The organism is Serinicoccus marinus DSM 15273, from assembly GCF_008386315.1.
GTDB classification, from domain to species: domain Bacteria; phylum Actinomycetota; class Actinomycetes; order Actinomycetales; family Dermatophilaceae; genus Ornithinicoccus; species Ornithinicoccus marinus.
This window is the reverse complement of sequence record NZ_CP043808.1, coordinates 1,287,103-1,307,472: the sequence shown is the minus strand read 5'-3', so window position 1 is coordinate 1,307,472 and position 20,370 is coordinate 1,287,103. Positions and strand designations below refer to the sequence as shown.

General features: G+C 70.5%; 23 protein-coding genes and 1 pseudogene. 21 read left to right on the top strand and 3 right to left on the bottom strand.

Annotated features, from left to right (window positions below; genetic code table 11):
- Positions 1 to 158: 158 nt before the first annotated feature.
- Complete coding sequence (locus tag FU792_RS06120) at positions 159 to 2,705, top strand: AAA family ATPase (RefSeq protein ID WP_149814621.1); 2,547 nt, start codon at positions 159 to 161, stop codon at positions 2,703 to 2,705.
- Between the two features lie 478 nt (positions 2,706 to 3,183).
- Positions 3,184 to 4,185: a hypothetical protein gene (locus FU792_RS06110; RefSeq protein ID WP_149814620.1), complete on the top strand. Its 1,002-nt coding sequence runs from the start codon at positions 3,184 to 3,186 to the stop codon at positions 4,183 to 4,185.
- Between the two features lie 2 nt (positions 4,186 to 4,187).
- Here the strand turns inward: FU792_RS06110 and FU792_RS17775 are convergent, their stop codons facing one another.
- Together FU792_RS17775 and FU792_RS19160 are read right to left on the bottom strand one after the other, a co-directional pair.
- A complete protein-coding gene (locus FU792_RS17775) occupies positions 4,188 to 4,589 on the bottom strand; it encodes a hypothetical protein (RefSeq protein ID WP_238706061.1) in 402 nt (133 codons plus the stop codon).
- Between the two features lie 410 nt (positions 4,590 to 4,999).
- Positions 5,000 to 5,488: pseudogene (locus FU792_RS19160) on the bottom strand (NYN domain-containing protein); the annotation flags it as partial.
- Between the two features lie 239 nt (positions 5,489 to 5,727).
- Here FU792_RS19160 and FU792_RS06100 point away from each other — a divergent pair.
- The 19 genes from FU792_RS06100 (at position 5,728) to FU792_RS06030 (ending at position 19,099) form a co-directional block, all read left to right on the top strand.
- Entirely contained in the window at positions 5,728 to 6,588 is an 861-nt protein-coding gene (locus tag FU792_RS06100; RefSeq protein WP_084485140.1) for a UvrD-helicase domain-containing protein, read from the top strand.
- Positions 6,573 to 7,496, top strand: coding sequence for a PDDEXK family nuclease (locus FU792_RS17770; RefSeq protein ID WP_238706060.1), 924 nt, complete (start codon positions 6,573 to 6,575; stop codon positions 7,494 to 7,496). The genes FU792_RS06100 and FU792_RS17770 overlap by 16 nt, the downstream gene beginning before the upstream one ends.
- Entirely contained in the window at positions 7,388 to 8,215 is an 828-nt protein-coding gene (locus FU792_RS06095) for a 3'-5' exonuclease (RefSeq protein WP_238706082.1), read from the top strand. Before FU792_RS17770 ends, FU792_RS06095 begins: the two co-directional genes overlap by 109 nt.
- Before the next feature lie 224 nt (positions 8,216 to 8,439).
- Positions 8,440 to 9,699 carry a hypothetical protein gene (locus FU792_RS16715; protein ID WP_022924609.1) on the top strand — a complete coding sequence of 420 codons (1,260 nt, stop codon included), beginning with the start codon at positions 8,440 to 8,442 and terminating at the stop codon, positions 9,697 to 9,699.
- A gap of 338 nt (positions 9,700 to 10,037) precedes the next feature.
- On the top strand, positions 10,038 to 10,373 hold the full coding sequence (locus FU792_RS06085) for a hypothetical protein (RefSeq protein ID WP_022924611.1): 336 nt from the start codon (positions 10,038 to 10,040) through the stop codon (positions 10,371 to 10,373).
- Positions 10,354 to 10,557 (top strand): hypothetical protein, encoded by a 204-nt coding sequence (locus FU792_RS06080; protein WP_022924612.1) that lies wholly within the window; start codon positions 10,354 to 10,356, stop codon positions 10,555 to 10,557. Before FU792_RS06085 ends, FU792_RS06080 begins: the two co-directional genes overlap by 20 nt.
- A 64-nt stretch (positions 10,558 to 10,621) precedes the next feature.
- A complete protein-coding gene (locus tag FU792_RS06075) occupies positions 10,622 to 10,843 on the top strand; it encodes a type II toxin-antitoxin system Phd/YefM family antitoxin (protein WP_028130947.1) in 222 nt (73 codons plus the stop codon).
- On the top strand, positions 10,840 to 11,232 hold the full coding sequence (locus FU792_RS06070) for a type II toxin-antitoxin system VapC family toxin (protein ID WP_028130948.1): 393 nt from the start codon (positions 10,840 to 10,842) through the stop codon (positions 11,230 to 11,232). Before FU792_RS06075 ends, FU792_RS06070 begins: the two co-directional genes overlap by 4 nt.
- A gap of 152 nt (positions 11,233 to 11,384) precedes the next feature.
- Complete coding sequence (locus FU792_RS06065) at positions 11,385 to 12,143, top strand: SWIM zinc finger family protein (protein WP_161600207.1); 759 nt, start codon at positions 11,385 to 11,387, stop codon at positions 12,141 to 12,143.
- On the top strand, positions 12,050 to 13,501 hold the full coding sequence (locus tag FU792_RS16710) for a DEAD/DEAH box helicase (protein ID WP_161600206.1): 1,452 nt from the start codon (positions 12,050 to 12,052) through the stop codon (positions 13,499 to 13,501). The genes FU792_RS06065 and FU792_RS16710 overlap by 94 nt, the downstream gene beginning before the upstream one ends.
- Entirely contained in the window at positions 13,384 to 14,310 is a 927-nt protein-coding gene (locus tag FU792_RS06060; RefSeq protein ID WP_161600205.1) for a DEAD/DEAH box helicase, read from the top strand. The genes FU792_RS16710 and FU792_RS06060 overlap by 118 nt, the downstream gene beginning before the upstream one ends.
- Complete coding sequence (locus FU792_RS16705) at positions 14,274 to 14,768, top strand: DEAD/DEAH box helicase (protein WP_161600204.1); 495 nt, start codon at positions 14,274 to 14,276, stop codon at positions 14,766 to 14,768. Before FU792_RS06060 ends, FU792_RS16705 begins: the two co-directional genes overlap by 37 nt.
- A 222-nt stretch (positions 14,769 to 14,990) precedes the next feature.
- Entirely contained in the window at positions 14,991 to 15,641 is a 651-nt protein-coding gene (locus tag FU792_RS06050; protein WP_149814615.1) for a hypothetical protein, read from the top strand.
- A gap of 151 nt (positions 15,642 to 15,792) precedes the next feature.
- Complete coding sequence (locus tag FU792_RS16700; protein WP_161600203.1) at positions 15,793 to 16,017, top strand: DUF222 domain-containing protein; 225 nt, start codon at positions 15,793 to 15,795, stop codon at positions 16,015 to 16,017.
- Positions 15,989 to 16,426 carry a DUF222 domain-containing protein gene (locus FU792_RS06045; RefSeq protein WP_338101166.1) on the top strand — a complete coding sequence of 146 codons (438 nt, stop codon included), beginning with the start codon at positions 15,989 to 15,991 and terminating at the stop codon, positions 16,424 to 16,426. Before FU792_RS16700 ends, FU792_RS06045 begins: the two co-directional genes overlap by 29 nt.
- Before the next feature lie 138 nt (positions 16,427 to 16,564).
- A complete protein-coding gene (locus FU792_RS17765) occupies positions 16,565 to 16,834 on the top strand; it encodes a hypothetical protein (protein WP_238706058.1) in 270 nt (89 codons plus the stop codon).
- A gap of 578 nt (positions 16,835 to 17,412) precedes the next feature.
- Positions 17,413 to 17,505 carry an Lsr2 family DNA-binding protein gene (locus FU792_RS17760; protein WP_238706057.1) on the top strand — a complete coding sequence of 31 codons (93 nt, stop codon included), beginning with the start codon at positions 17,413 to 17,415 and terminating at the stop codon, positions 17,503 to 17,505.
- Between the two features lie 280 nt (positions 17,506 to 17,785).
- A complete protein-coding gene (locus tag FU792_RS06035; protein ID WP_149814614.1) occupies positions 17,786 to 18,007 on the top strand; it encodes a hypothetical protein in 222 nt (73 codons plus the stop codon).
- An 87-nt stretch (positions 18,008 to 18,094) separates the two neighbouring features.
- Positions 18,095 to 19,099, top strand: coding sequence for an SDR family NAD(P)-dependent oxidoreductase (locus tag FU792_RS06030; protein ID WP_149814613.1), 1,005 nt, complete (start codon positions 18,095 to 18,097; stop codon positions 19,097 to 19,099).
- On the opposite strand, the gene FU792_RS06025 is transcribed toward FU792_RS06030, so the two are convergent.
- Positions 19,089 to 20,270 carry a zinc-dependent alcohol dehydrogenase gene (locus FU792_RS06025; protein WP_022924621.1) on the bottom strand — a complete coding sequence of 394 codons (1,182 nt, stop codon included), beginning with the start codon at positions 20,268 to 20,270 and terminating at the stop codon, positions 19,089 to 19,091. The two genes, FU792_RS06030 and FU792_RS06025, sit on opposite strands and share 11 nt — an antisense overlap.
- Positions 20,271 to 20,370: the final 100 nt, after the last annotated feature.

The window sequence follows — 20,370 nt, the reverse complement described above, 5'->3', positions numbered from 1 at the left end:
TAGGCGGCACCCCTGACGAAGTCCCAACGAGTGGTAGTGGTGGCTTCCGGCAGCGCTACCGCCCATGCTGCTTCGTTGGGAGGCGCCCGTCCATCTCTTCGTTGCGCAGATGCGTGGAGTCTTTGCAATGTCAATGCTTGGTCCTCGCAAGATGACGCGTGGGCTCCACATACCCGGTTCCAAGCAATGTCGGTGCTCTGGTGCAGAGTATTCCCATCGTCGTCGCAAAGGAGCGAATGGGCATGGGGAGTGAGCTGTCGCGCTGGGTCGAGGAGCGCCTCGATGCCGATGTGTCGATCACAGACGAGGCCGGGCTGCTGGTGCTGGCGGCACTTGAGGGCCACGAGTCGCTGGACGAGTACCTTGCGGGTGGAAATGAGCCCGCGAAGGCCGCGAAGCAGGCAGGCGACCCTGCTGGCGCACAGGAAGAGGAGCCTGCGGGCGCCTTCCTGTCCGGCCTGGGCGTGCAGGGATTCCGCGGGATCGGCCCGAAGGTCGAGGTCGACCTGCAGCCGCAGCCAGGCCTGACGATCGTCGCGGGCCGCAACGGCTCAGGAAAGTCCAGCCTCGCTGAGGCGCTCGAGGTAGCCCTGACCGGATCGACATACCGGTGGGGTCGCAAGGGATCGGTGCAGTGGAAGGAGCAGTGGCGCAACCTGCACGAGCCTGCCCCCGCCAGCGTTGAGGTCCGCGTCGCCGAGGAGGGGCGGGGGCAGACGACGATCGGGCTGTCGTGGGAGGACACCGCGACAGAGGCCAGCTCCTTCGCCACCTGGGTGCAGCGCCCGGCCGAGAAGCGTCAGCCCGGCCTCACGCCGCTCGGATGGGATAAGGCGTTGCAGACCTACCGTCCGATGATGTCCTACGACGAGCTCGGCGGGCTGCTCGAGGGCGGACCGAGCGGACTGTACGACGCGTTGTCCGCAGCGCTCGGGGTCGAGGAGCTGGCGGCCGCCATCAAGCTGCTCGACACCCGGGCCAAGGCGCTCAAGGCACCGGAGAAGGAGCTCACGAATAAGCGCAAGTCGCTGCAGGCCGAGTTCAAGGAGATGGACGACGAGAGGGCCAAAAGGGCAGGCTCCCTCCTCCGTGCGTCGGCTCCAGACCCCGCCGCCCTGCGCACCCTCGCTACCGGTTCGCAACCGCAGGACTCCGGTCCGCTGGCCTGGCTGCGCTCGGTCATTGATCTGACAGGTCCGCGGGGGGAGGAGGTCGACACCGCAGCGACCAAGCTCGCCGCAGCGATCCAGGGCATGGTGGACGCCGGCGTCGACAGGCTCGAGCGCGAGCGTCGGAGAGTCGAGCTGCGGGAGCAGGCGCTCCACCTGCACGCGCAGCTCGGAGACATGACATGTCCCGTGTGCAATGCAGGTGAGCTCGACGATCGCTGGGCGGAGAGCAGCCGGCAGCACATAGCCCACGAGCGCATCAAGTTCGCTGAGCTAGACCGAGCGGGGCAGGACCTGGACCTCGCGCGCCGATCCGCCCACAGCCTGGTCACACCCCGCCCGGTCGCTCTGAACGGCTCTCCTCTTGATGGACTGGCGGACCTGACCCGACGCGCCCGCGACGCCTGGGACGCCTGGTCTGCCTCCCCATCAGGCGATGCGGAACTGGTCACCCACCTGCGCGAGCGTCGAGGTGAGCTCGAGGAGGCCCTGGTCGCGCTGCATACCGCAGCTGCCGCGGAGCTCAAGGCCCGACAGGACCTTTGGACACCACTGGCGACACGGCTCGCCACCTTTGCCGACGACTGCGACCAGTGGCTGACCCAGAAGCCACTCGTCGACGAGGTCGGAGCTGCCCTTAAGTGGCTGAAGACGAACGACGTGGCGCTCAAGAACGAGCGGATCGCCCCCATCGACCATCATGCCCGCCACGCCTGGGCCATGCTGCGGCAGGAGAGCAACGTCGACCTCGGCAGCGTCACCCTCGAGGGAACCGCCACCCGTCGACGGGTGAGCATCGAGGCGAGCGTTGACGGTGAGGAGGCTGGAGCGCTCACCGTGATGAGCCAGGGCGAGCTGCACGCCCTGGCGCTCTCCCTCTTTCTGCCGCGAGCGGCGCTGCCCGAGTCGCCCTTCCGCTTTATCGTCCTCGACGACCCGGTGCAGGCGATGGACCCGGCCAAGGTCGACGGTCTGGTGACGCTGCTGTCAGAGCTGGCCGAGACGCGCCAGGTCATCGTGCTCTCGCACGACGACCGCCTGCCCGCTGCCGCCCGCCGTGCACAGGTGCCGGTGCGGATCCTCGAGGTCACGCGCGGTGAGTGCTCGCAGGTCAGCGTCCGTGAGTCCGAGGCCCCGGCCCGCCGCTACCTCCGGGACGCAGAAGCGCTCGTGCGGGACAAAGAGCTCCCGGATGACACCCTGCGCAAGGTGCTTCCTGGTGTGCTCAGGTTCGCCGTCGAGGCGGCGGCACGGGACCGATTCTTCGCCTCCCGCCTGAGCGAGGGCGGGGCGCTGCACGACGTCGAGGCGCTCTGGACAGCCCACCGGCTCACCCGCGAGAGGGTCTCGCTCGCCGTCTTCGACGAGGTCCGCACCGATCTGGGGTCCTGGCTCAGCGCGCCCTACCGGAAGAAGACCATGGGGATCTCCACGTCGGGAATGCACGACGGTCTGGGAGCACGAGCAAACCTTGAGGATGCTGTGTACGACGCGAAGAGGTTCGTCAGCGACGTCGAGCAGGGGAACCGGTCGTGAGCCATCCACACCCCGACCTGGAGCGAGCCCAACGAATGCTGGCAAGCGGGCTCACGGGCTCGAGCCGGATGGCGGCGTGGTTGGCGCGATCGGCGCTCGAGGACGGGGTCGTCCTGCGCCTCGAGCGGCTCGGACACGACAACCGGCGGGCGTCCATGCGCAGCCGTCTGACATGTCTGTCCGTCCTGGGTGACGAATGCGCCGCCGACGCAGAGTTTGCCTGGAACCGGCTGTCCGGAGCCTGCCACCAGCACGCTTTCGAGCTGGCACCCAACGCGAGCGAGGTCCGGGCGCTGCTGACACAGGTGCAGCGGTTACTAGAAGTCTCGGAGGCTCCGGCAAGGGTCGAGGTGGAAGGGCGGGAAGCGTCGAGGATGAGGACAACCGGTCTCAACGATCGGCCACGGTACTAGGCGCGCGCCGCTCCTCAAGGACATGTATCCCCAGCGCCAGCACGAGAAGAGAAGAGACGACAAGTATGGCAATTGACTGGCTGCAGGACCCCTACGATCCCGAGTCCTACCCTCCGGAAGAGAAGTGGACAGCTCAAATGTCTACCTTCAGAAGCGGTTTCAGCGAGCAATGGCGACTCCTTGCTCGTCACGGAGCCGAGGATGGCGACCTGAACACGGCTCCCTACCCAGACCTCGACCATTTCGACTCCCGTTTTCCCTGCTCTGCCGTAGAAGGCATCCAACAAGCGCGGCAGGATGCGTCAGAGATGGACTCGGCCGGCGTTTACGACCCCGCCGGCATTCTGACGACGCTGGACGCTGAAGCTGGTGAGCGACGAAGAATGCGCGAGCCCCAGGCGCTGGTCGACGGCGGCGAGTTCACCCCGCCTGCAGACCCAAGGTCCGTCCGGCTGCACACCACCGTCACGAGACTTTTCACGGAGGACCTGGTCCATGACGCGGCCGGCCTGCCGAATAAGCCGCTGCACGTCGTGACCAAGCACCTACACCTCGATGGCCCCATTTACCTGCTCGGCCACGGCGAGATCGACCTCGGAATGACGTTGCACGGCGACTACCGAATTGATGTCGTCAATGCTGACTCTGAGGGTCCGGGCAACGGGGCGCTGACTCTCCGGTTCGTATGGGGGGACCCGTCGACGATCGTCGGGGCGGTCGAAGCGGGTGTGGTGCGCGGCCCCAACCGATGGGTGGGCATCGGCCCCGCAGGAGCCAGCCACCTCATTCACGAGGAGGGGCACCGCATCTACCACGGTGCCGCCCCGGGCCGGCTGCCGATCGTCGAGGACGAGCGCTTTGGAGCCTCGGCATGGTTCTGGAGCGCCTCCGGCGGGTACCCGATCTTCCTGGCCGTCGATGCAGACTTTCAGCCCGTTGGATTGATCCTGGACAGCTCCGGTATCGCCAACTACTACTACTTCGACGAGGACGACGAGGCCCTCTACGAGCCGTGGCCGGACGGCGCTCGCGAGTTCGACCCCGAGCGGGACGAGCCGCTCACCTGACTTCAGGGCTGAAGATCCGAGACCGGTCCAGGTTCAGCCCCCACCCATTCAGCCAGAGCTCGAACATCGGCGTCGGTGACGTCCACGCCCGACTGTCGGGCGAGGTTCAGCACGTTCTCCAGCAGCGCCGCGGCGATCTGGTCCTCGGTCGGCGGCGGGTCCGCATACAGCGGTGGTCCCACGGCGTTGCACGCCCGGGTGACGTAGGTGAAGGCGGCCCGGGAGATCTCGTGGCCAGCCTCCGCGGCGTGATCCCGTGCCCACCGCGTCGCCTCGGTGAAGTTGAACTCGTGCAGGCAGGCATAGGCTGCCAGGCTCTGATGGACCTGCACCCAGTCGGTGGTCGCCAGCGCCGGCAGTTTCGTGATCTGGCGAAACTTCGCGATGACCGGCGGCAGATCCATCGCGGGGCGGGCCACAGCTGGTGTCGGGGTGGACGAGGGTGGTGCCTCATGACGGTCGGGATCAAACAACACGTGCTGAGAGAACTCGACATTTGGCAACTCGAGGCTGCGGAGAGCCTTCCCGAACCCCCCCCCCCCGCCCCGAACCAGCCGGTGCGTGTCGTCACGTCCCCGAGCTCTGCTCTGAGCCGCATAGACAGCGTGGCAAGGTTGATCGGAGCGTCCGCTTCGACATAGTGCGACCTGACGATCGATGCGAACTTCTCGTACTCCGACTCCTCCCACACCTCGTCCCCGGCCGCGGGAGAGGGATCTGGGACGGTCTCAATCACTCGCTCCGAACTCAATTGCTCGCCGCCGGGCTGCGTCAGCTCGATCACGTCCTGCTCGTCCAGCAGGTGGTCGGCCAGCGCTTCGTATGCGGCCGTGGAGTTGCCGGTCGAGATGACGGTGACCCGTCGGTCGTGGGCGCGCAAGACCTGAAGCAACGGCGTGAAGTCCGCGTCGCTCGAGGCGATCACGAACTCGTCGTAGCGAGTCTCCCCGCGAAGCGCGGTCATGACATCGACAGCGATGCGGATGTCAGCGCCGTTCTTGGCCCTCTTGGTCAGCGGCGGGCAGTCCACCACCTCGATGCCGGCCTGCGTGAAATAGGGACGGAAGGTCGAGAAGTAGAGCCGCTCGTTGGCCTTCGCCGGGTGGCTGACGCTGCCGGCCGGGTTCACGTAGCAGCGCAGCACCAGCCAGCGGCGTGCAGGCTCTCCGCCGTCGTCCCTTGTCAGGCGGTTGAGCCACATCGACGGTTTGGTCACGACGTCAAGAGCCGCGGCCGGATCTGCAGCGAGCAGCCCGCTGAAGAAGTTGTCGAAGTCGATGAAGAGCGCTGATGTGTGGGGCATTCCACTGTCCTCCCCTGCCGGTGTCGCCTGACACTAGCTGCTCCGCGCAGAATTGCGCTCGTCATCACTCTGTCTTTGAGCGGCTGCACATCCAGGAATCCCTGGCGAAGAATTCTGCTAATGTCCCGCTCTCCGGGCCGTGCCAGCAAGAGCCGTAGGGATGCGCGAACGGCGGGTTGGCCCGGTCCGAGGGGGTAAGGGGCCGTGGGCACCACCCTGAACGACGAAGGGGTGTGACCATGGCGGTTCCCGTCATCTGGCGCGGCACTACGCCGCACGGCGAGGACTGGGTCCTCGTCCGTCGCGACAACGGGTTCACTCTCCGTCACGGCACCGAAGAGATCCACATCCCCGCCTCCGGGGCCGACCGCATCTCGGTGACCCGCCGATGGTGGCGGACGACCGTGACCGTGGCCGGGGTGCCGGAGCGAGCCCGTGTCCTCAACGGTCTGTCCGGCGAGGAGGGCCGGCGCCTCGAGCAGGCCGTGCAGGAGTCACTGTCTAGCTCTCTCACCGCCTGGACCGCGAGGCTCTCGACCACGATCGAGGCGGCTGGGCGAGACCTCCGGTGGATCACCGAGGAGGAGGTCGCAGCGCTGCTCTCCACCCGTCCCGCCACAGCCGACCAAGAGCCAGCCGTCGCCGGCCACACGCGGGGAGCCGGACCGCTCTGGCTGACCGAGGAGGGCACCCGCAGCTGGCTGCGGACCGTCAACGACGAGATCGCGACTGCGATCGCCCAGCAGCAGCGCCAGTTCTTCGACACGGTCGAGAGCAGCCCGCTGACCGACGAGCAGGCGCGCGCGGTCGTCACCTACGACAACCGGGTCAACGTCATCGCCGCAGCCGGGTCAGGCAAGACGTCGGTCATGGTGGCCCGGGCGGCGTATGCCGTGTCCCGCGGCCTGGCGAAGCCAGAGGAGATCGTGCTCCTCGCCTGCAACCGGGACGCCGCCGCCGAGCTGCAGACGCGCATACGACGCCGGTTCGCGGCAGCCGGCTTGCCCGCCGAGGGGTCGAGGCCACCACCTTCCACGCCTTCGGGCTCAAGGTCATCGGCCATGCCACCGGTCGCAAGCCGACGGTGGCGCCGTGGCTGACCAACAAAAGCGACGAGCTCGGCGTCCTGTCGGAGATCGTGGCGAAGCTAAAGGACAGCGATCCCCGGTTCAGGTATGCCCGGGACTGGTTCCGGCTGCTGCTCTGCACGCGTCCGGACGAGGACTTCACCGAGCCATCTGCACCAGACACCTGGGACTCGGCCCCACGCGCGGCGGGCTACCGCGCGATGGACGGCACCACGGTCAAGAGCGAGGGAGAGCGCTGGGTCGCGAACTTCCTCTACCTCCACGGCGTCAGCTACGAGTACGAACGCCCCTACACCTACGACACCGCGGACGCCGAGCACCGGCAGTACCACCCCGACTTCTACTACCCCGACATCGACGTCTGGCACGAGCACTGGGGGCTGGACGCGGACGGCAACCCGCGCCCGGGGTGGACCGACTACCTCGACGGTATGGAGCGGAAGCGCCAGCTGCATCGGCAGCACGGCACGACCCTGGTGGAGACCACGTGGGCCGAGGTCATGCACGGTGACGGCCTGTCCCGCCTCGAGAAAGAGCTGGTCGGGCACGGCATACGCCTCCACTGGGACCCCGACCGAGCACCTGTCAGAGGCGTCAAGGTCGTCACGGACGCCGACCTGCTCCGCCTCGTGCGGACCTTCATGCTGCACGTCAAGGCGAACTCGCTGGACCGGCAGGAGGTGAGACGACGCCTGGGGACGGCCTCGTGCGCAACCGGAGACGCACCAGCATCTTCCTGGACCTCTACTGGCCGATCCACGACGCCTGGCAGGCCCGGCTCGCCGACGGCGGCTACGTGGACTTCGAGGACATGCTCGTGCAGGCCGCCGACCACCTCGAGTCGGGCAGGTACGTCAGCCCCTACCGACTGGTCATGGTCGACGAGCTGCAGGACGCCAGCCAGGCGCGGGCGCGCCTGACCCGGGCCCTCGTGTCGCAGCCCGGCCGCGACCTGCTCGCCGTCGGGGACGACTGGCAGTCCATCAACCGCTTCGCCGGGGCCGACCTGAGCGTGGTGACGGGATTTCACGACCAGTTCGGCCCGGGCCCCACGGTGCACCTGACGACGACCTTCCGCTGCCACCAGTCCATCAGCGACACTGCCGCCCGCTTCGTCATGAAGAACCCCGCCCAGGTGCGCAAGACCGTCGTGTCGGTCCACGACCGGCCGACCGACCAGGCTGCGCACGAGGGGGTGCGGCTGCGCACGGTGGCGAGCGCCACCGAGGTCTTCCGCGCGATCGGCGACTTCCTCACCCAGCTGCGTGACGCCATACACGAGGGCGCCATCGTCGCGGACTCGGTGAGCGTGGACGTCCTCGGGCGCTACCACCAGGACCGCGGCCTCATGCCGCACGCAGCCCCTCCGGAGATTCGGCTGGCGTTCCACACCATCCACTCCGCCAAGGGGCTCGAAGCCGACTACGTCGTCGTCCCCAACCTGTCGGCGGGCTCCTACGCCTTCCCGAGCCGGATCGCGGACGACCCGGTCCTGGCGCTCGCCATGGCCGGTGGTGACACCTACCCGCACGCGGAGGAGCGCCGGCTCTTCTACGTGGCGCTCACCCGGGCACGCCGCGGGGTGCTGCTCATCAGCCCCGAGCACAACCCCTCCCCCTTCGTGACCGAGCTCATCTAGGACAACGGATGGAGCATCGGTCGCAGGGGCAGACTCCCCCAGTGCTGCCCACCACCTGCCACTTCGTGCCCAGGCGCGTCGCCAGCTCGACATTGCGGAGACGACGGCCGGGTCAGCAAGAGAGAACCCCGTCAGGGTCCTGCGAGCCTCACTCTCCCGGGTGTAGCCTGGGCGAACCCTGTGAACCGGCGTCACCGTGGGCGCCGCCTGGCGAGGAGCCCGTGATGGCCGCTACTGCTGTCTACTACCCCCGCACCGACACCTCTCCGGCCCCGCCGCACTGGCGCCGGCCGCAGGCGGTGCTCCCTGTCACGCTGCTGGCGGGCCTCACCCTCACGGGCTGCGGCGGCTCGGCCGAGGCCGGCGGCTGTCCGCTCAGCGAGGACACCATGAGTGCCTATCTCACGACGTTGCACGTCGAGGAACAGGTGGTGACCATCACTCCCGACGAGGAGCTGCCCGCGCTCTGCGTCTACACCGTCACCACCGCCGGGAGCCCACCAGAGGAGGGCGATTCCGCGCGGGTGACGATCGCCACGGGATGGGACGAATTCTCCACCCGGGAGGACCACGAGGCGACCCTGGCCGAGTACGCGCAGGACGACGAAGACTACACCGAGGTGCGAGAGGTCGACGGTGTGCCGTACTTCGTCAACGTGGAGCGTGGCGCTCAGGTCGCGCTGGACGACGAGCGCTACTGGGTGACCTGGACGATCTACGAGGACGGCGTCGTCTACCGACCCTCGCTCTCGCACGAGACCACCGGGCTGCGCGCCGCCTGGGTGGTAGACCTGCTCATCCACACCCGAGCCGGGGAGGAGCCGGACGGTTGGCGGGACGCGCAGGCTGCGGAGTCCGCCGAGCCCGCGCCGTCCGAGCCCGAGCAGGATGCCTTCACCGAGGAAACCGACGTGCAGGTGCAGCCCGACGACGCCGGCGCCGTGGAGCCGGGCCCGGAGGGCGGGGTCGTGGCCGCGCCAGAGACGTTGCAAGACGACAGCCTCCAGGGCGAGGGCACCGGTCCGTTCCCGGACGACGGCTCCGTCTGGCTCGACGGCGACGGCACCGGCCCGTTCCCCGACGACGGCTCCGTCTGGCTCGGGGACGAGGAACCGGGCACCGACCCGAGCGACGGCTCCGCTGCTGCGGATCCGGGCGACGGCACCGACCACCCCCTGGTCGGCAGCGTGCTGCCTGCCGCCGACCCGGAGGACGCCGCTTTCCTGCTCTGGCAGGTCTCCGGCTACCCGCCGTGCGAAGCGATGCTGCCCGGTGAGTCCTGCGTCGACGGGCCGGTGGAGCTCGGGGGCGAGGTGCTCGTCACGGCCCTGCAGGCACCGGTCGCGGATGCCCCGATCGACCCGGTGGACCCGGTCCGGGACACCGCGGTGCTGTTGCGGCCCGCCGCTGAGGGCTGGACGGTCGTCCGCTACTGGGAGACCGACCAGCCGCTGGCCGAGACGTTGCCCACCTGGGCCGGCTGAGACCCTGCCGCGGAAGTGCATCTGGGCCGGCTGACCGAGCAGCAGATCGTGGCCATCCTCTGGCGACTGGCCTCCGCCTTCCTCTTGGCCTGAAGCATCTCCGTCGACCGATCCACGACCTGGAGCCCCGCCCGGTCACCGATAGGGCGCTGACGTGCGCCGGATCCCTTATCTCTGGACGCTCTCAACGACGCGGGCGTCGACTACGTCAACGGCGGCGTCGCGGTGGTCCTGCGCGGTCATGCCCGTATGACGGTCCACCTGGACCTCGCGCTCGCACGAGAACCTTACGACCCGACCTCACCGCCGCCCTTGGCGTCCTCGAGGCGCAGGGGCTCGTGCCCAGGCTCCCGGTCGCACCCGAGCAGTTCGCCGACCCGGAGACCCGACGCACCTGGGTGGAGGAGCGCAACCTGGTGGCTTTCACGCTGCACGACCCCTCCGACGCGCTGCGCGAGGTGGACCTGCTGGCGGACACCCCTCTGCCGTTCGCCGCCCTCACGTCCTCGGACATCGTCGACGTCGACGGCGTCCCCGTGCGCGTGGCGTCGGTCGAGCACCTGGTCACCATGAAACGCATCTCCGGGCGCGCCCAGGATCTGGCTGACATCGAGGCGTTGTCGCAGCTGATGAGCCCACCTAGGGTGGTGAGTGATGAGCGCGACCCAGGCTGAGGATCTCTGGCGCGGCACCTCGGACGCGAGGTCCGCCATCCAGGCGCGTGCGACGACGACCCCGGCGCAGCGGCTGGCCTGGCTCGAGGAGAGTCTCCTGCTCGCCCAGGCATCCGGGGCGCTGGCGCGAGACCGGGCCAGGCGGCAACGTCAGGCTGACGAGTGGGCTCGTTCCGCTGACTGAGTCCCGCCTTGCACCTTGGAATGGGATGTTGACCAGGTCAGGTTGGTCGACCTATCATGGGCGGATGGAGGTCACGGTCCAGGAAGCGAAGACCCACCTCTCTCGGCTGCTCCGCAAGGTGGAGGCCGGTGAGACCGTCGTGATCCGTCGTGGCCGCACTCGCGTCGCCGTGCTCAGCCCCGCGCCGATGACGACGGAGCAGCGGAGGATCTGGGGCGACCTGCCCGGTGAGCTGACGCCGATGTTCGACGAGCCCCTGGACGACCTCGCGCCATACACGCCATGAGGCTGCTCCTCGACACCAACGTCGTCATCTGGCTCTTGCTCGGCGAACGGCGGTCCGTGCCCCAGGACGTCGCGGACACCCTGGCTTCACCCTCGTCCTCGGTGATCGTGAGCGCCGCGTCCGTGTGGGAGATCGCCATCAAGCGCTCGCTGGGCAAGCTGCGCATCGACGGCGACTGGTACCGCGCACTGATGGGCCTCGATCTCGAGCATCTTCCCGTCTCCGCCGAGCACGCCCACGGTGTGCAAGACCTCCCCTGGCACCACCGGGACCCCTTCGACCGGATCCTCCTCGCCCAGTCCCTGGTCGAGGCCTGCACGCTCGTCACCGCCGACCGGACCCTGGACGCCTACGAGGCGCCCACCTGGTGGGGTGGCCCACTCCCCTGACAGCGTCGGACATGCCGCCAGCACGACGGCTCTGGCGCGGGCTCGGCGGCAGCCGCGGACGACTTGGCGGAATGCGGGCGGCTTCGGCGCCCTGGGCAGGCCCCGTATCCTCGTGCCCGGCGCCCCACCCGCACGCCATCGAGGAGTCAGACATGGCCGGCCCGCCGCCCGCCTTCGTCGCACCGGACTGGATCCGGGAGCTGGACCGTGACGACCTCGGCAGGGTCTTCGGCACGACCACGCTGCGACGGGCCGTCACCTATCAGCGGCGGGGTGCGGTCCACGGCCTGCGGGAGGACCTGGACGGGGTGCTGAGGGCCACCGTCTACGGCAACCGCCGATACTCCACCACCGTCTGGTCGCAGGCCGGAGCCCGCCGGACCCCCCGCCGGCCCGCGGGTCTGGCCACCTCCTGCTCCTGCCCCGTCGGCACGCTGTGCAAGCACGCGGCGGCGGTGATCCTGCACGCGCAGCGCACCGCAGGGGTCGCGACCCCCGCCTCGGGCACACCGCATACCCCAGCCACCGCGGCCTGGGAGAACCTGCTCGCGCCCGTCCTGGCCGAGCTCCACTCCGCCTCCGGGGACCGCAGCGGCACACCGCTCGCCCTGCAGGTCGAGCTGGCCCAGGCCACCACCGCGCACCCCACCCGGCTACGCCTGAAGCCGTTGGTCCGGGGAGCCTCGGGCGCCTGGATCCAGACCGGGATCTCCTGGGCCGACCTGCACCGGGGCTACCCCTCTGCCCGCACCGACGACCGGCACCGGGCCGCGCTGGCCGCCGTCGTGCAGGCACAGGCGGCCCGCTCGCCGCACTGGTGCCACCCGGGGAGTGGGTCGAGGCCACCGCTCTGGGGCCGGCCGTCTGGCCGCTGCTGCGCGACGCGGCCCACGCCGGCGTCGCCCTCGTGACCGGGCGTGGTCGACGGTCCGTCCGGCTGGCCGACCCCGTCGAGCTCTCGCTCGACCTCACGAGGGACTCCGACGCGGCCATCACCCTGGCCCCGGTCGTGGACCTGCCCGGCACCACCGCGCCGCCGCAGCTGGTCGGTGACCCCGGCCACGGGCTGGCTGCCGGGGACGAGCACGGGATGGTGCTCGCCCCGCTGACCCGGCCGCTCAGCAAGGCGGTCACCACCCTGCTCGGCCAAGCCGGGCGGCTACGGGTGCCGCAGGCGGACACCGAACGCTTCCTCACGGCATACTCCCCCGCCCTGCGCCGCCACACCACCCTCACCTCCAGCGACGGCAGCGTCCTCATCCCCGAGGTCCGCCCGCCGCACCTCGGGCTGACGGTCACCTTCGAGCCCGGGCACCTCACCCGGCTGCGCTGGACGTTCAGGTATGCCGTCGGCCAGGTCACCCACGACGTCCCCCTGCTCCCGCCGCGCAATTCCCAGGACCACCACGCCGGCTTCCCCCAGCCCGTGGTCCGCGACCCCGACCGCGAGGAGGCGCTGCTCTCCAGCCTCGACGTGCTGGACGGGGCGCCCGGGCTGCGCATCCCCCTGCCCGGCAAGGCGCGCCTCGGGGTGGTCCTCGAGCCCGAGCTCGCCGGCTGGGCCACCGTGCAGTTCGCCCGCGACGTCCTCCCGGCGCTGCAGGAACGGGACGACATCGACGTCACCCTCGTCGGCGAGCACCTGTCCTACGCCGAGGTCGAGGACGGCCCGGTCGTGCAGGTGTCCACCCGGGACCTCGGGCCGGAAGACGGCCCGGATGCCGCCGGGACGGGAGAGGCCGGCGACGTCGCCGACCGCGACTGGTTCGGCCTGGGCCTCAGCGTCCGGGCAGGTGACCAGGAGGTACCGCTGCGCGACCTGCTCACCGCTCTGACCCGCGACGAGGAGGTGCTGCTGCTCCCGGACGGGTCGTGGTTCCGGCTGGACACCGACGAGCTGCGCGCCCTGCACCGGCTGGTCCAGGAGGCCCTGGCCCTGGACGACGGCGACGGCGACGGTGACGACCTGCGGATCAACCGCTACCAGGCCGGGCTCTGGGAGGAGCTCGTCGCCCTCGGCGTGGTCACCGAGCAGAGCGAGCGCTGGCAGCGCACCGTGGGAGCCCTGCTGGCCCTCGAGGAGCTGCCGCACCCGGACCCGCCTGGCACCGTCGAGGCGACCCTGCGCAACTACCAGCTCGACGGCTACCGGTGGTTGTCCTTCCTGCTCGACCACGACCTCGGCGGGATCCTCGCCGACGACAGGGGCTCGGCAAGACCCTGCAGGTCCTCACCGCCGCCGAGCGGCTGCGGGCCGAGGGCCGGCTGAGCCCGCGGGAGCCGCTGCTCGTCGTCGCACCGGCGAGCGTCGTCGCCACGTGGCAGCGCGAGGCGGCGAGGTTCACCCCGCGCCTGGAGGTGGCCGCGCTTACCCAGACCACGCGCCGCACGGGCCGACCCCTGGACGATCTGGTGGCGGGCGCCCACGTGGTGGTCACGTCGTACACCCTGCTGCGGATCGAGGAGGAGCACCTGGTGGAGCGTGCCTGGGGCGGGGTGGTCCTCGACGAGGCTCAGGCGGTCAAGAACCACCGGTCGCGGACCTACCAGGTCGCCCGGCGGCTGGGGGCGCCGGTGAAGATCGCGGTCACCGGGACGCCGCTCGAGAACTCGCTCATGGACCTGTGGGCGCTGCTGTCCATCGTCGCGCCCGGGCTGTTCAGCTCCCCGGAGCGCTTCAGCACCGTCTTCCGCCGACCCATCGAGTCGGGGACCGCTCCCGAGCTGCTGGACACGCTGCGCCGCCGCATCCGCCCCCTCGTGCTGCGCCGGACCAAGGAGTCGGTGGCGGCCGACCTGCCACCGAAGATCGAGCAGGTCGTCTCGGTGCCGCTGAACCCGCCCACCGGCGCATCTACGACACCCACCTGCAGCGCGAGCGGCAGCGCATACTCGGCCTGCTGGACGACGTCGACCGGCACCGGATCGCGATCCTCGCCGCGCTCACGAAGCTGCGCCAGCTCAGCCTCGACGTCCACCTCGTGGTGCCCGACGCCCCGGCCTCCGCCCGACCCAGCAAGGTCGACGCCCTGCTGGAGCAGGTGGTCGAGCTCGCCGCCGAGGGGCACCGGTGCCTAGTCTTCAGCCAGTTCACCCGCTTCCTGCGGGTGGTCCGGGACCGCCTGCAGGCCGAGGGCATCGAGCACGTCTACCTCGACGGACGCACCCGGGACCGGCCGCGCCGCATCGCGCAGTTCACCGACGGGGACGCGCCGGTCTTCCTCATCAGCCTCAAGGCCGGCGGCTCCGGGCTCACGCTCACCGAGGCCGACTACGTCTTCGTGCTCGACCCGTGGTGGAACCCTGCCGTCGAGGCGCAGGCCGTCGACCGCACCCACCGCATCGGTCAGGACAAGACGGTGATGGTCTACCGGCTGGTCGCGGAGGGCACCATCGAGGAGAAGGTCGTCGCGCTGCAGGAGCACAAGCGGGAGCTCTTCGACAAGGTCGTCGACACCGGTGGCGCCCTGGGCGCGCCCCTGAGCGCCGAGGACATCCGTGGGCTGCTGGACGTCCCGGCCGGGCTCACGTCCTGACCAGGCTGCCGGCCCGGCGCGTTGCGGGGTCGGAAGGCATCGCGTGGCAGGGTCGGGACGCGGCGTAGAAGCTGACGAGCGTGGCCTCGGGGGGTCGGTCCGGCGTCCTCGCCACCGACTCGACGGCGCGGGGATGACGCGGTCGGGCCGCTCCCGGTTCTCAGCGAAGTGCCCTGGCGCCGGGGGAAGGGTCTGTCAGACCTGACTCGTACACTTGTTCGCATGAGGGGTAGCTGGGGTAGTGAGGCGACCGGCGGTCAGGCCGACGGCGCGGTAGCCGTCATGGGTGGTCTGGGGGACGCGGTCGAGCGGTCTGCGTCGGCGTTGGCGTCGCCTGCGCTGTTGCAGGAGCGTGAGCTGGGTGAGGTGCTGGGAGCCCTCGATCGGGTGGCGGCGCGGACGCACGCGTTGCTGGTGGCGGTGGCCCGGGAGGGACTGGGGCGGGGGCTGCACCAGGAGGCCGGGTTCTCCGACGTGGACTGGGTGAGACTGGTATGCCCCGGGCTGGCGTCGCGGACCGCGGTCGAGATCGCGCTGGTCGCCCGCGCTGCCCAGCAGCGGGTGCACGCGCCGTTGGCGGACGCCGTCCAGGACGGGTCGGTGCCGGTGCACCGCGCGGCGCAGGTCCTGCGCGCGTTGATGAGGATCCGCCCGGCCCTGGGAGAGGCCGAGTACGCCGATGCCACCGACCTGCTGACCACAGCGGCAGGCCGGGCTGAGTTCGACGAGAAGGACCTGGCCAGGATCACGTCCAAGCTCGTCGCGACCTGCCTGTCCGAGAAGGAACAGATCGCCCGGGCCCAGGCGAAGCACGAGCTGCGGGAGGTGCACGAGTCGTCGTTGGCGACGGGTCGCTGCGCCGGTTCGTGGTGACCGTGGGCAGCGACGCCGACTACGAGGCCATCAAGGCGGTGCTGATGTCACCGCTGGCCGCACCGGCACCGGCCAAGGATCCAGGCCAGGGTGGTGGGCCTGGGGCGGCCCAGGGCGGTGGCACCGTCGCGCCTCAGCTTGGCATCGCGGGATGGCCGAGGGTGGTGGTGCCACGGTGGCGGAGCTGGACCTGCGGACCGCGGGTCAGCGGCGGTACGACGCTCTCATGACTGTCCTGCGGCGCGGGGTGGCCGGTACGCGGGGGCAGCCCACGACACCCAAGGCGCAGGTCATGGTGACCATCGGGCTGGCGGAGCTGCGGGCTCCCTGGCCGGGGTCGGCACACCGTGCACGCCGGCACCCTTTCGGCCGGTGAGGTGCGGCAGCTGGCGTGCGAGGCCGACATCATCCCCGCCGTGCTCGGCGAGAAGGGACAGATCCTGGACCTCGGACGCGCCAAACGGTTGGTCACCCCGGGCCAGCGGCGTGCCCTGGCCCACCGCGACGGCGGGTGCACCTTCCCGGGTGCCACGTACCCGCGACCTGGTGCGACGCCCACCACGTCGTCCACTGGGCCCAAGGTGGCCGATCAGACCGTCCAACTACGCGCTGCTCTGCCCCCGCCACCACACCTGGGTCCACCAGCACGACACCACCGCCGACGTCGACGCGACCGGTGTCCGGTGGAGACTGCGATGACCCCGCCCCACACCCGGCCCCCCAAGGGCCGGGCCACCGGCCTGCGCCCGGTCGATGACGCGGGACGCCGACGAGCGGCGGCGTGAGCCGCTGTGGGAGCCCGGCCAAGGACACGGCGTGAGCCGCGGTGAGAGCCCGGCTCAGGTCCGGAGCCGCGGCGTGAACCGGCGAAGGGCCGGTCCAGATGCCGCGCCTTGTGGTCCGCGACCGCATACCCTGACCTCGTGCCGGACGACTTCCTCATCGCCCACAACCCCGAGGACGGCTCGCGACTGCCCTACCTGCTGCGCATCCCCCTCGGGCCGGACGGCATCGTGCTCAAGGCGAAAGAGACGTGGCCGCGCACCGGCAAGGTCTACTGCCACCGCGCCACCGGATGGCCCGCCGAGCCCGACCTGTCGAGGTCGTGCCCACCCGATCCTGCATCCGGCGCGGCGCCAGCATCGACCTCGTCCTCGACCGGGGAAAGGAGTTCCGCTCGCAGTTCGTCCTGACCCGCGTCCGCGGCCGCGAGGCGGTCTTCTGGCAGACCGCGCGCACCGCCAAGCAGGCCCGCCCCGCGGTGAGCCTCCCCACGCGCGGGGTTCGGGGATACCCACCCTGGAGATCGTCGTCGACAGCCACGAGCGGTATGCCTGGACCTTCGACCACCAGCAGGTCACCACCCGCCGCGACGGGCTGCCGGGGGGGACTACGCGATCGAGGTCGCCGGCCGGGGTGCTCGCGTCGGTCGAGCGCAAGAGCCTGGTCGACCTCGTCTCCACCCTGACCACCGGCAAGATGCGCTACCTGCTCGCCGACCTCTCCTCCCTGCCCACGCGGCCGTCGTCGTCGAGGACCGATACTCCGCCGTCTTCAAGCTCGACCGCGTCCGCCCCGCCGTCTCGCCGACGCGCTCGGCGAGTGCCAGGCCCGCTTCCCCACCGTCCCGATCATCTTCTGCGAGACCCGGCCCTCGCCCAGGAGTGGACCTACCGCTTCCTCTCCGCCGCCCTCGCCCACGCCGACGAGGAGACCCACGTCGAGACCGAGGCCACACCGCTCACTCCGCGCGCGCCGCCAGCCCGGCGAGGTGCGCCAGTGGGCACGCAAGCACGGGTACGCCGTGTCCGACCCCGGGCGCATCCCACGCGAGATCCGCGAGGCATTCGAGGCACGGCGGTAGAGCAGCGCCGAGGCCTTCCCAGCGTAGACATTCCTCGCTACTCTTCCCTTGTCCGACGTCGGAATCCATGACGCCGACGGGACATTCTTGGAGAGGACCAGGGGAATGTCATACCACATGTACCGGACGAAACAAGCGGACCGCAGGGCCAGTGGGCCAATCCACACCAACCGCAGTCACCGGCAGCACAGCCGCCCGCCGTGCAGCAGCATGCCTCGGGGCCGCCGCCCGGAATGCACTACCCCATGCAGGTGCAATCGCGTAACCCGTCTTGTACGCCTTGGCGTCCGCCCTCATCGCGGGCCTCGGCACCATGCTGGGTGGGCGCGTCGGCCGGGGGATCCTCATCCTGTGCACGGTCGCCTTCTTCGGCATCGCCATGTTGATCCCCTTCATCGGATGGCTGCTGTTCCCTGTATGGCTGGCTGCGTGGGCGTTCTCCATCTACGACGGCTATGCCACCGCGCGCTCCTGGAACACGCGACACGGCATCATCAGCTGAGGGAACCGTCACCACGCTGGGCGGAGGGCGCCGAGTCGGACCCGGCCCCCGCCGTCTCAGCCAGCGGCTACCTCCCCTCCTCCTAGCCTGAGGAGATGGCACCCCCCACACCCCCGCCCCGTCTCCCTCGTCGCGGGAGGCTCCCGCGGCCTCGGCTCCTGGTCGCCAGGAGCTCGCCCAGCGCGGCTACGACGTCGCGGTCTGCGCCCGCCACCTCGAGGAGACCGGCGCGGCGCCGAGATCGCCGAGTCGCGCGCCCGAGAGGAGGCCGGGGACGACGCTGGCCGGGTCGTCGCCTTCGAGTGCGACGTCGCCGACCGGGAGGCCGTCCAGGCCTGGGTGGCGCAGGTCGAGAGCGACCTGGGGCCGGTCGAGGTCGCCATCCACGTCGCCGGCATCATCCAGGTCGGCCCGGCCGAGACGATGACCTTCCACCACTTCGACCAGGCCCTCGGCACCATGCTCATGGGCCCGCTCAACACGCTCTGGTCGGTGCTGCCCGGCATGCGCGAGCGCGGCCACGGCCGGCTGGGAGTGGTCTCCAGCATCGGCGGCGTCGTCGCCCCGCCGCACCTGCTGCCCTATTCCACTGCCAAGTTCGGCGCCACCGGCCTCACCCAGGGCCTGGCCAGCGAGTTGGCCGGCACCGGGGTCACCGCCACGACGATCGTGCCCGGCCTCATGCGCACCGGCTCGCACGAGAACGCGCAGTTCACCGGCGACCGCGCGGCGGAGTATGCCTGGTTCGCCCCGGCCGCCTCGCTCCCCCTGCTGTCGATGGACGCCGAGCGCGCGGCGCACCGGATGGTCGACGGGGTCCTCGCCGGCCGCCCCATGGTCGTCCTCACCCCGCTGGCCACAATCGGTATGCGGGTGCACGGCCTCATGCCCGCCACCACCGTCCGCGTCATGGGCCTGACCTCGCGGCTGCTGCCCAGCGCCCCCGCAGGCCGCGACGCGGCCCGCCCGGTGACCGGGCGGACCGCGGCGCAGCAGCTGGGGTCCGACGTGGTGAGCCGGCTCACCACCCTGGGCCGCCGGGCCGCGGAGCGTTTCAACCAGCGCGGCCCGGGCTCGGCCCCTACGGCGTGAGCACGACCTTCAGGCAGTTGTCCTGCTTGTCGTTGAACGTCTTGTACATCTCCGGCGCCTGCTCCAGTGGCACCCGGTGCGTGGCCAGGTCCTCCAGCCCGAGGACGTCGTCGGGGCCGCTGACCAGCTCGTAGAGCTCGTCGGTCCACCGGCGCACGTGGCACTGCCCCATGCGCATCTGCACGCCCTTGTCGAAGAGCTCCATCATCGGCATCGGGTCGGCCATGCCGCCGTAGACGCCGCTGATCGACACCGTGCCGCCGCGGCGCACCGCATCGATGGAGCTGTGCAGCGCCGCCAGCCGGTCCACACCGGCCGTCTCGATGGCGGCCCGGGCGAGCGGCTTGGGCAGGCGCTTGGCCGCCGACACCGCGGCACCGAGCACCGGGCTGCCGTGCGCCTCCATGCCGACCGCATCGAGCACCCCGTCGGCCCCGCGGCCGTCGGTCAGGTCACGGATCGCGTCGCCGACGTTCTTCGTCGAGTCCAGGTCCACGACCTCGGCGCCCCACTCGGCCGCCAGCGCGTTGCGCTCCGGGATCCGGTCGACGCCGATGACCCGCAGGCCACGGTGCCGGGCCGCGCGGACGGCCAGCTGCCCGACCGGGCCCAGACCCATGACGGCGAGGGTGCCGCCCTCCTCGACGTCGGCATACTCGATGCCCTGCCACGCGGTCGGGAGGATGTCGGTGAGGTAGAGCACGCGCTCGTCGGCGAGCTGGGGGTCGACCCGGACCGGGCCGAAGTCGGCGTGCGGGACGCGGACCATCTCGGCCTGCCCGCCGGGCACCGCGCCGTAGAGGTCGGAAAAGCCGAAGAGGCTCGCACCCGTGCCCTGGTCGACGTTCTGCGTGGTCTCGCACTGGGCGAAGAGGCCGCGCTCGCACATCCAGCACTTCCCGCAGCTGACGTTGAACGGGACGATGACCTTGTCGCCGACCTCCAGCGTGTCGACGGCGCTACCCACCTGCTCGACGACGCCCATGAACTCGTGCCCGAGGATGTCACCGGGGTGGAGGTAGGCCGCCAGCACGTTGTAGAGGTGCAGGTCGGAGCCGCAGATCGCGGTCGAGGTGACGCGCACGATCGCGTCGGTCGGGTCCTGCAGGACGGGGTCGGGGACTGACCGGACGGAGACGTCCTGGAGTCCTTGCCATGTGAGTGCTCGCATCCCTCCACGTTAAGAGCGCGCCGAGGCGCTCGCGCGGTGAGCCGACCCGGGGGTGCACAGCCGCGTCCTGGACGGCGACCGTGGCCGGCGCCAGGACCTC

Bases quoted from the DNA above. Each gene is read 5' to 3' on its own strand.
- FU792_RS06110 (WP_149814620.1), top strand. From the start codon at position 3,184: ATGGCAATTGACTGGCTGCAGGACCCCTACGATCCCGAGTCCTACCCT.
- FU792_RS16700 (WP_161600203.1), top strand. From the start codon at position 15,793: ATGGCCGAGGGTGGTGGTGCCACGGTGGCGGAGCTGGACCTGCGGACC.
- FU792_RS06100 (WP_084485140.1), top strand. From the start codon at position 5,728: ATGGCGGTTCCCGTCATCTGGCGCGGCACTACGCCGCACGGCGAGGAC.
- FU792_RS17775 (WP_238706061.1), bottom strand. From the start codon at position 4,589: ATGGATCTGCCGCCGGTCATCGCGAAGTTTCGCCAGATCACGAAACTG.
- FU792_RS06050 (WP_149814615.1), top strand. From the start codon at position 14,991: ATGAGGGGTAGCTGGGGTAGTGAGGCGACCGGCGGTCAGGCCGACGGC.
- FU792_RS16715 (WP_022924609.1), top strand. From the start codon at position 8,440: ATGGCCGCTACTGCTGTCTACTACCCCCGCACCGACACCTCTCCGGCC.
- FU792_RS06065 (WP_161600207.1), top strand. From the start codon at position 11,385: ATGGCCGGCCCGCCGCCCGCCTTCGTCGCACCGGACTGGATCCGGGAG.
- FU792_RS06025 (WP_022924621.1), bottom strand. From the start codon at position 20,270: ATGCGAGCACTCACATGGCAAGGACTCCAGGACGTCTCCGTCCGGTCA.
- FU792_RS06095 (WP_238706082.1), top strand. From the start codon at position 7,388: ATGCTCGTGCAGGCCGCCGACCACCTCGAGTCGGGCAGGTACGTCAGC.
- FU792_RS06080 (WP_022924612.1), top strand. From the start codon at position 10,354: ATGAGCGCGACCCAGGCTGAGGATCTCTGGCGCGGCACCTCGGACGCG.
- FU792_RS06075 (WP_028130947.1), top strand. From the start codon at position 10,622: ATGGAGGTCACGGTCCAGGAAGCGAAGACCCACCTCTCTCGGCTGCTC.
- FU792_RS06070 (WP_028130948.1), top strand. From the start codon at position 10,840: ATGAGGCTGCTCCTCGACACCAACGTCGTCATCTGGCTCTTGCTCGGC.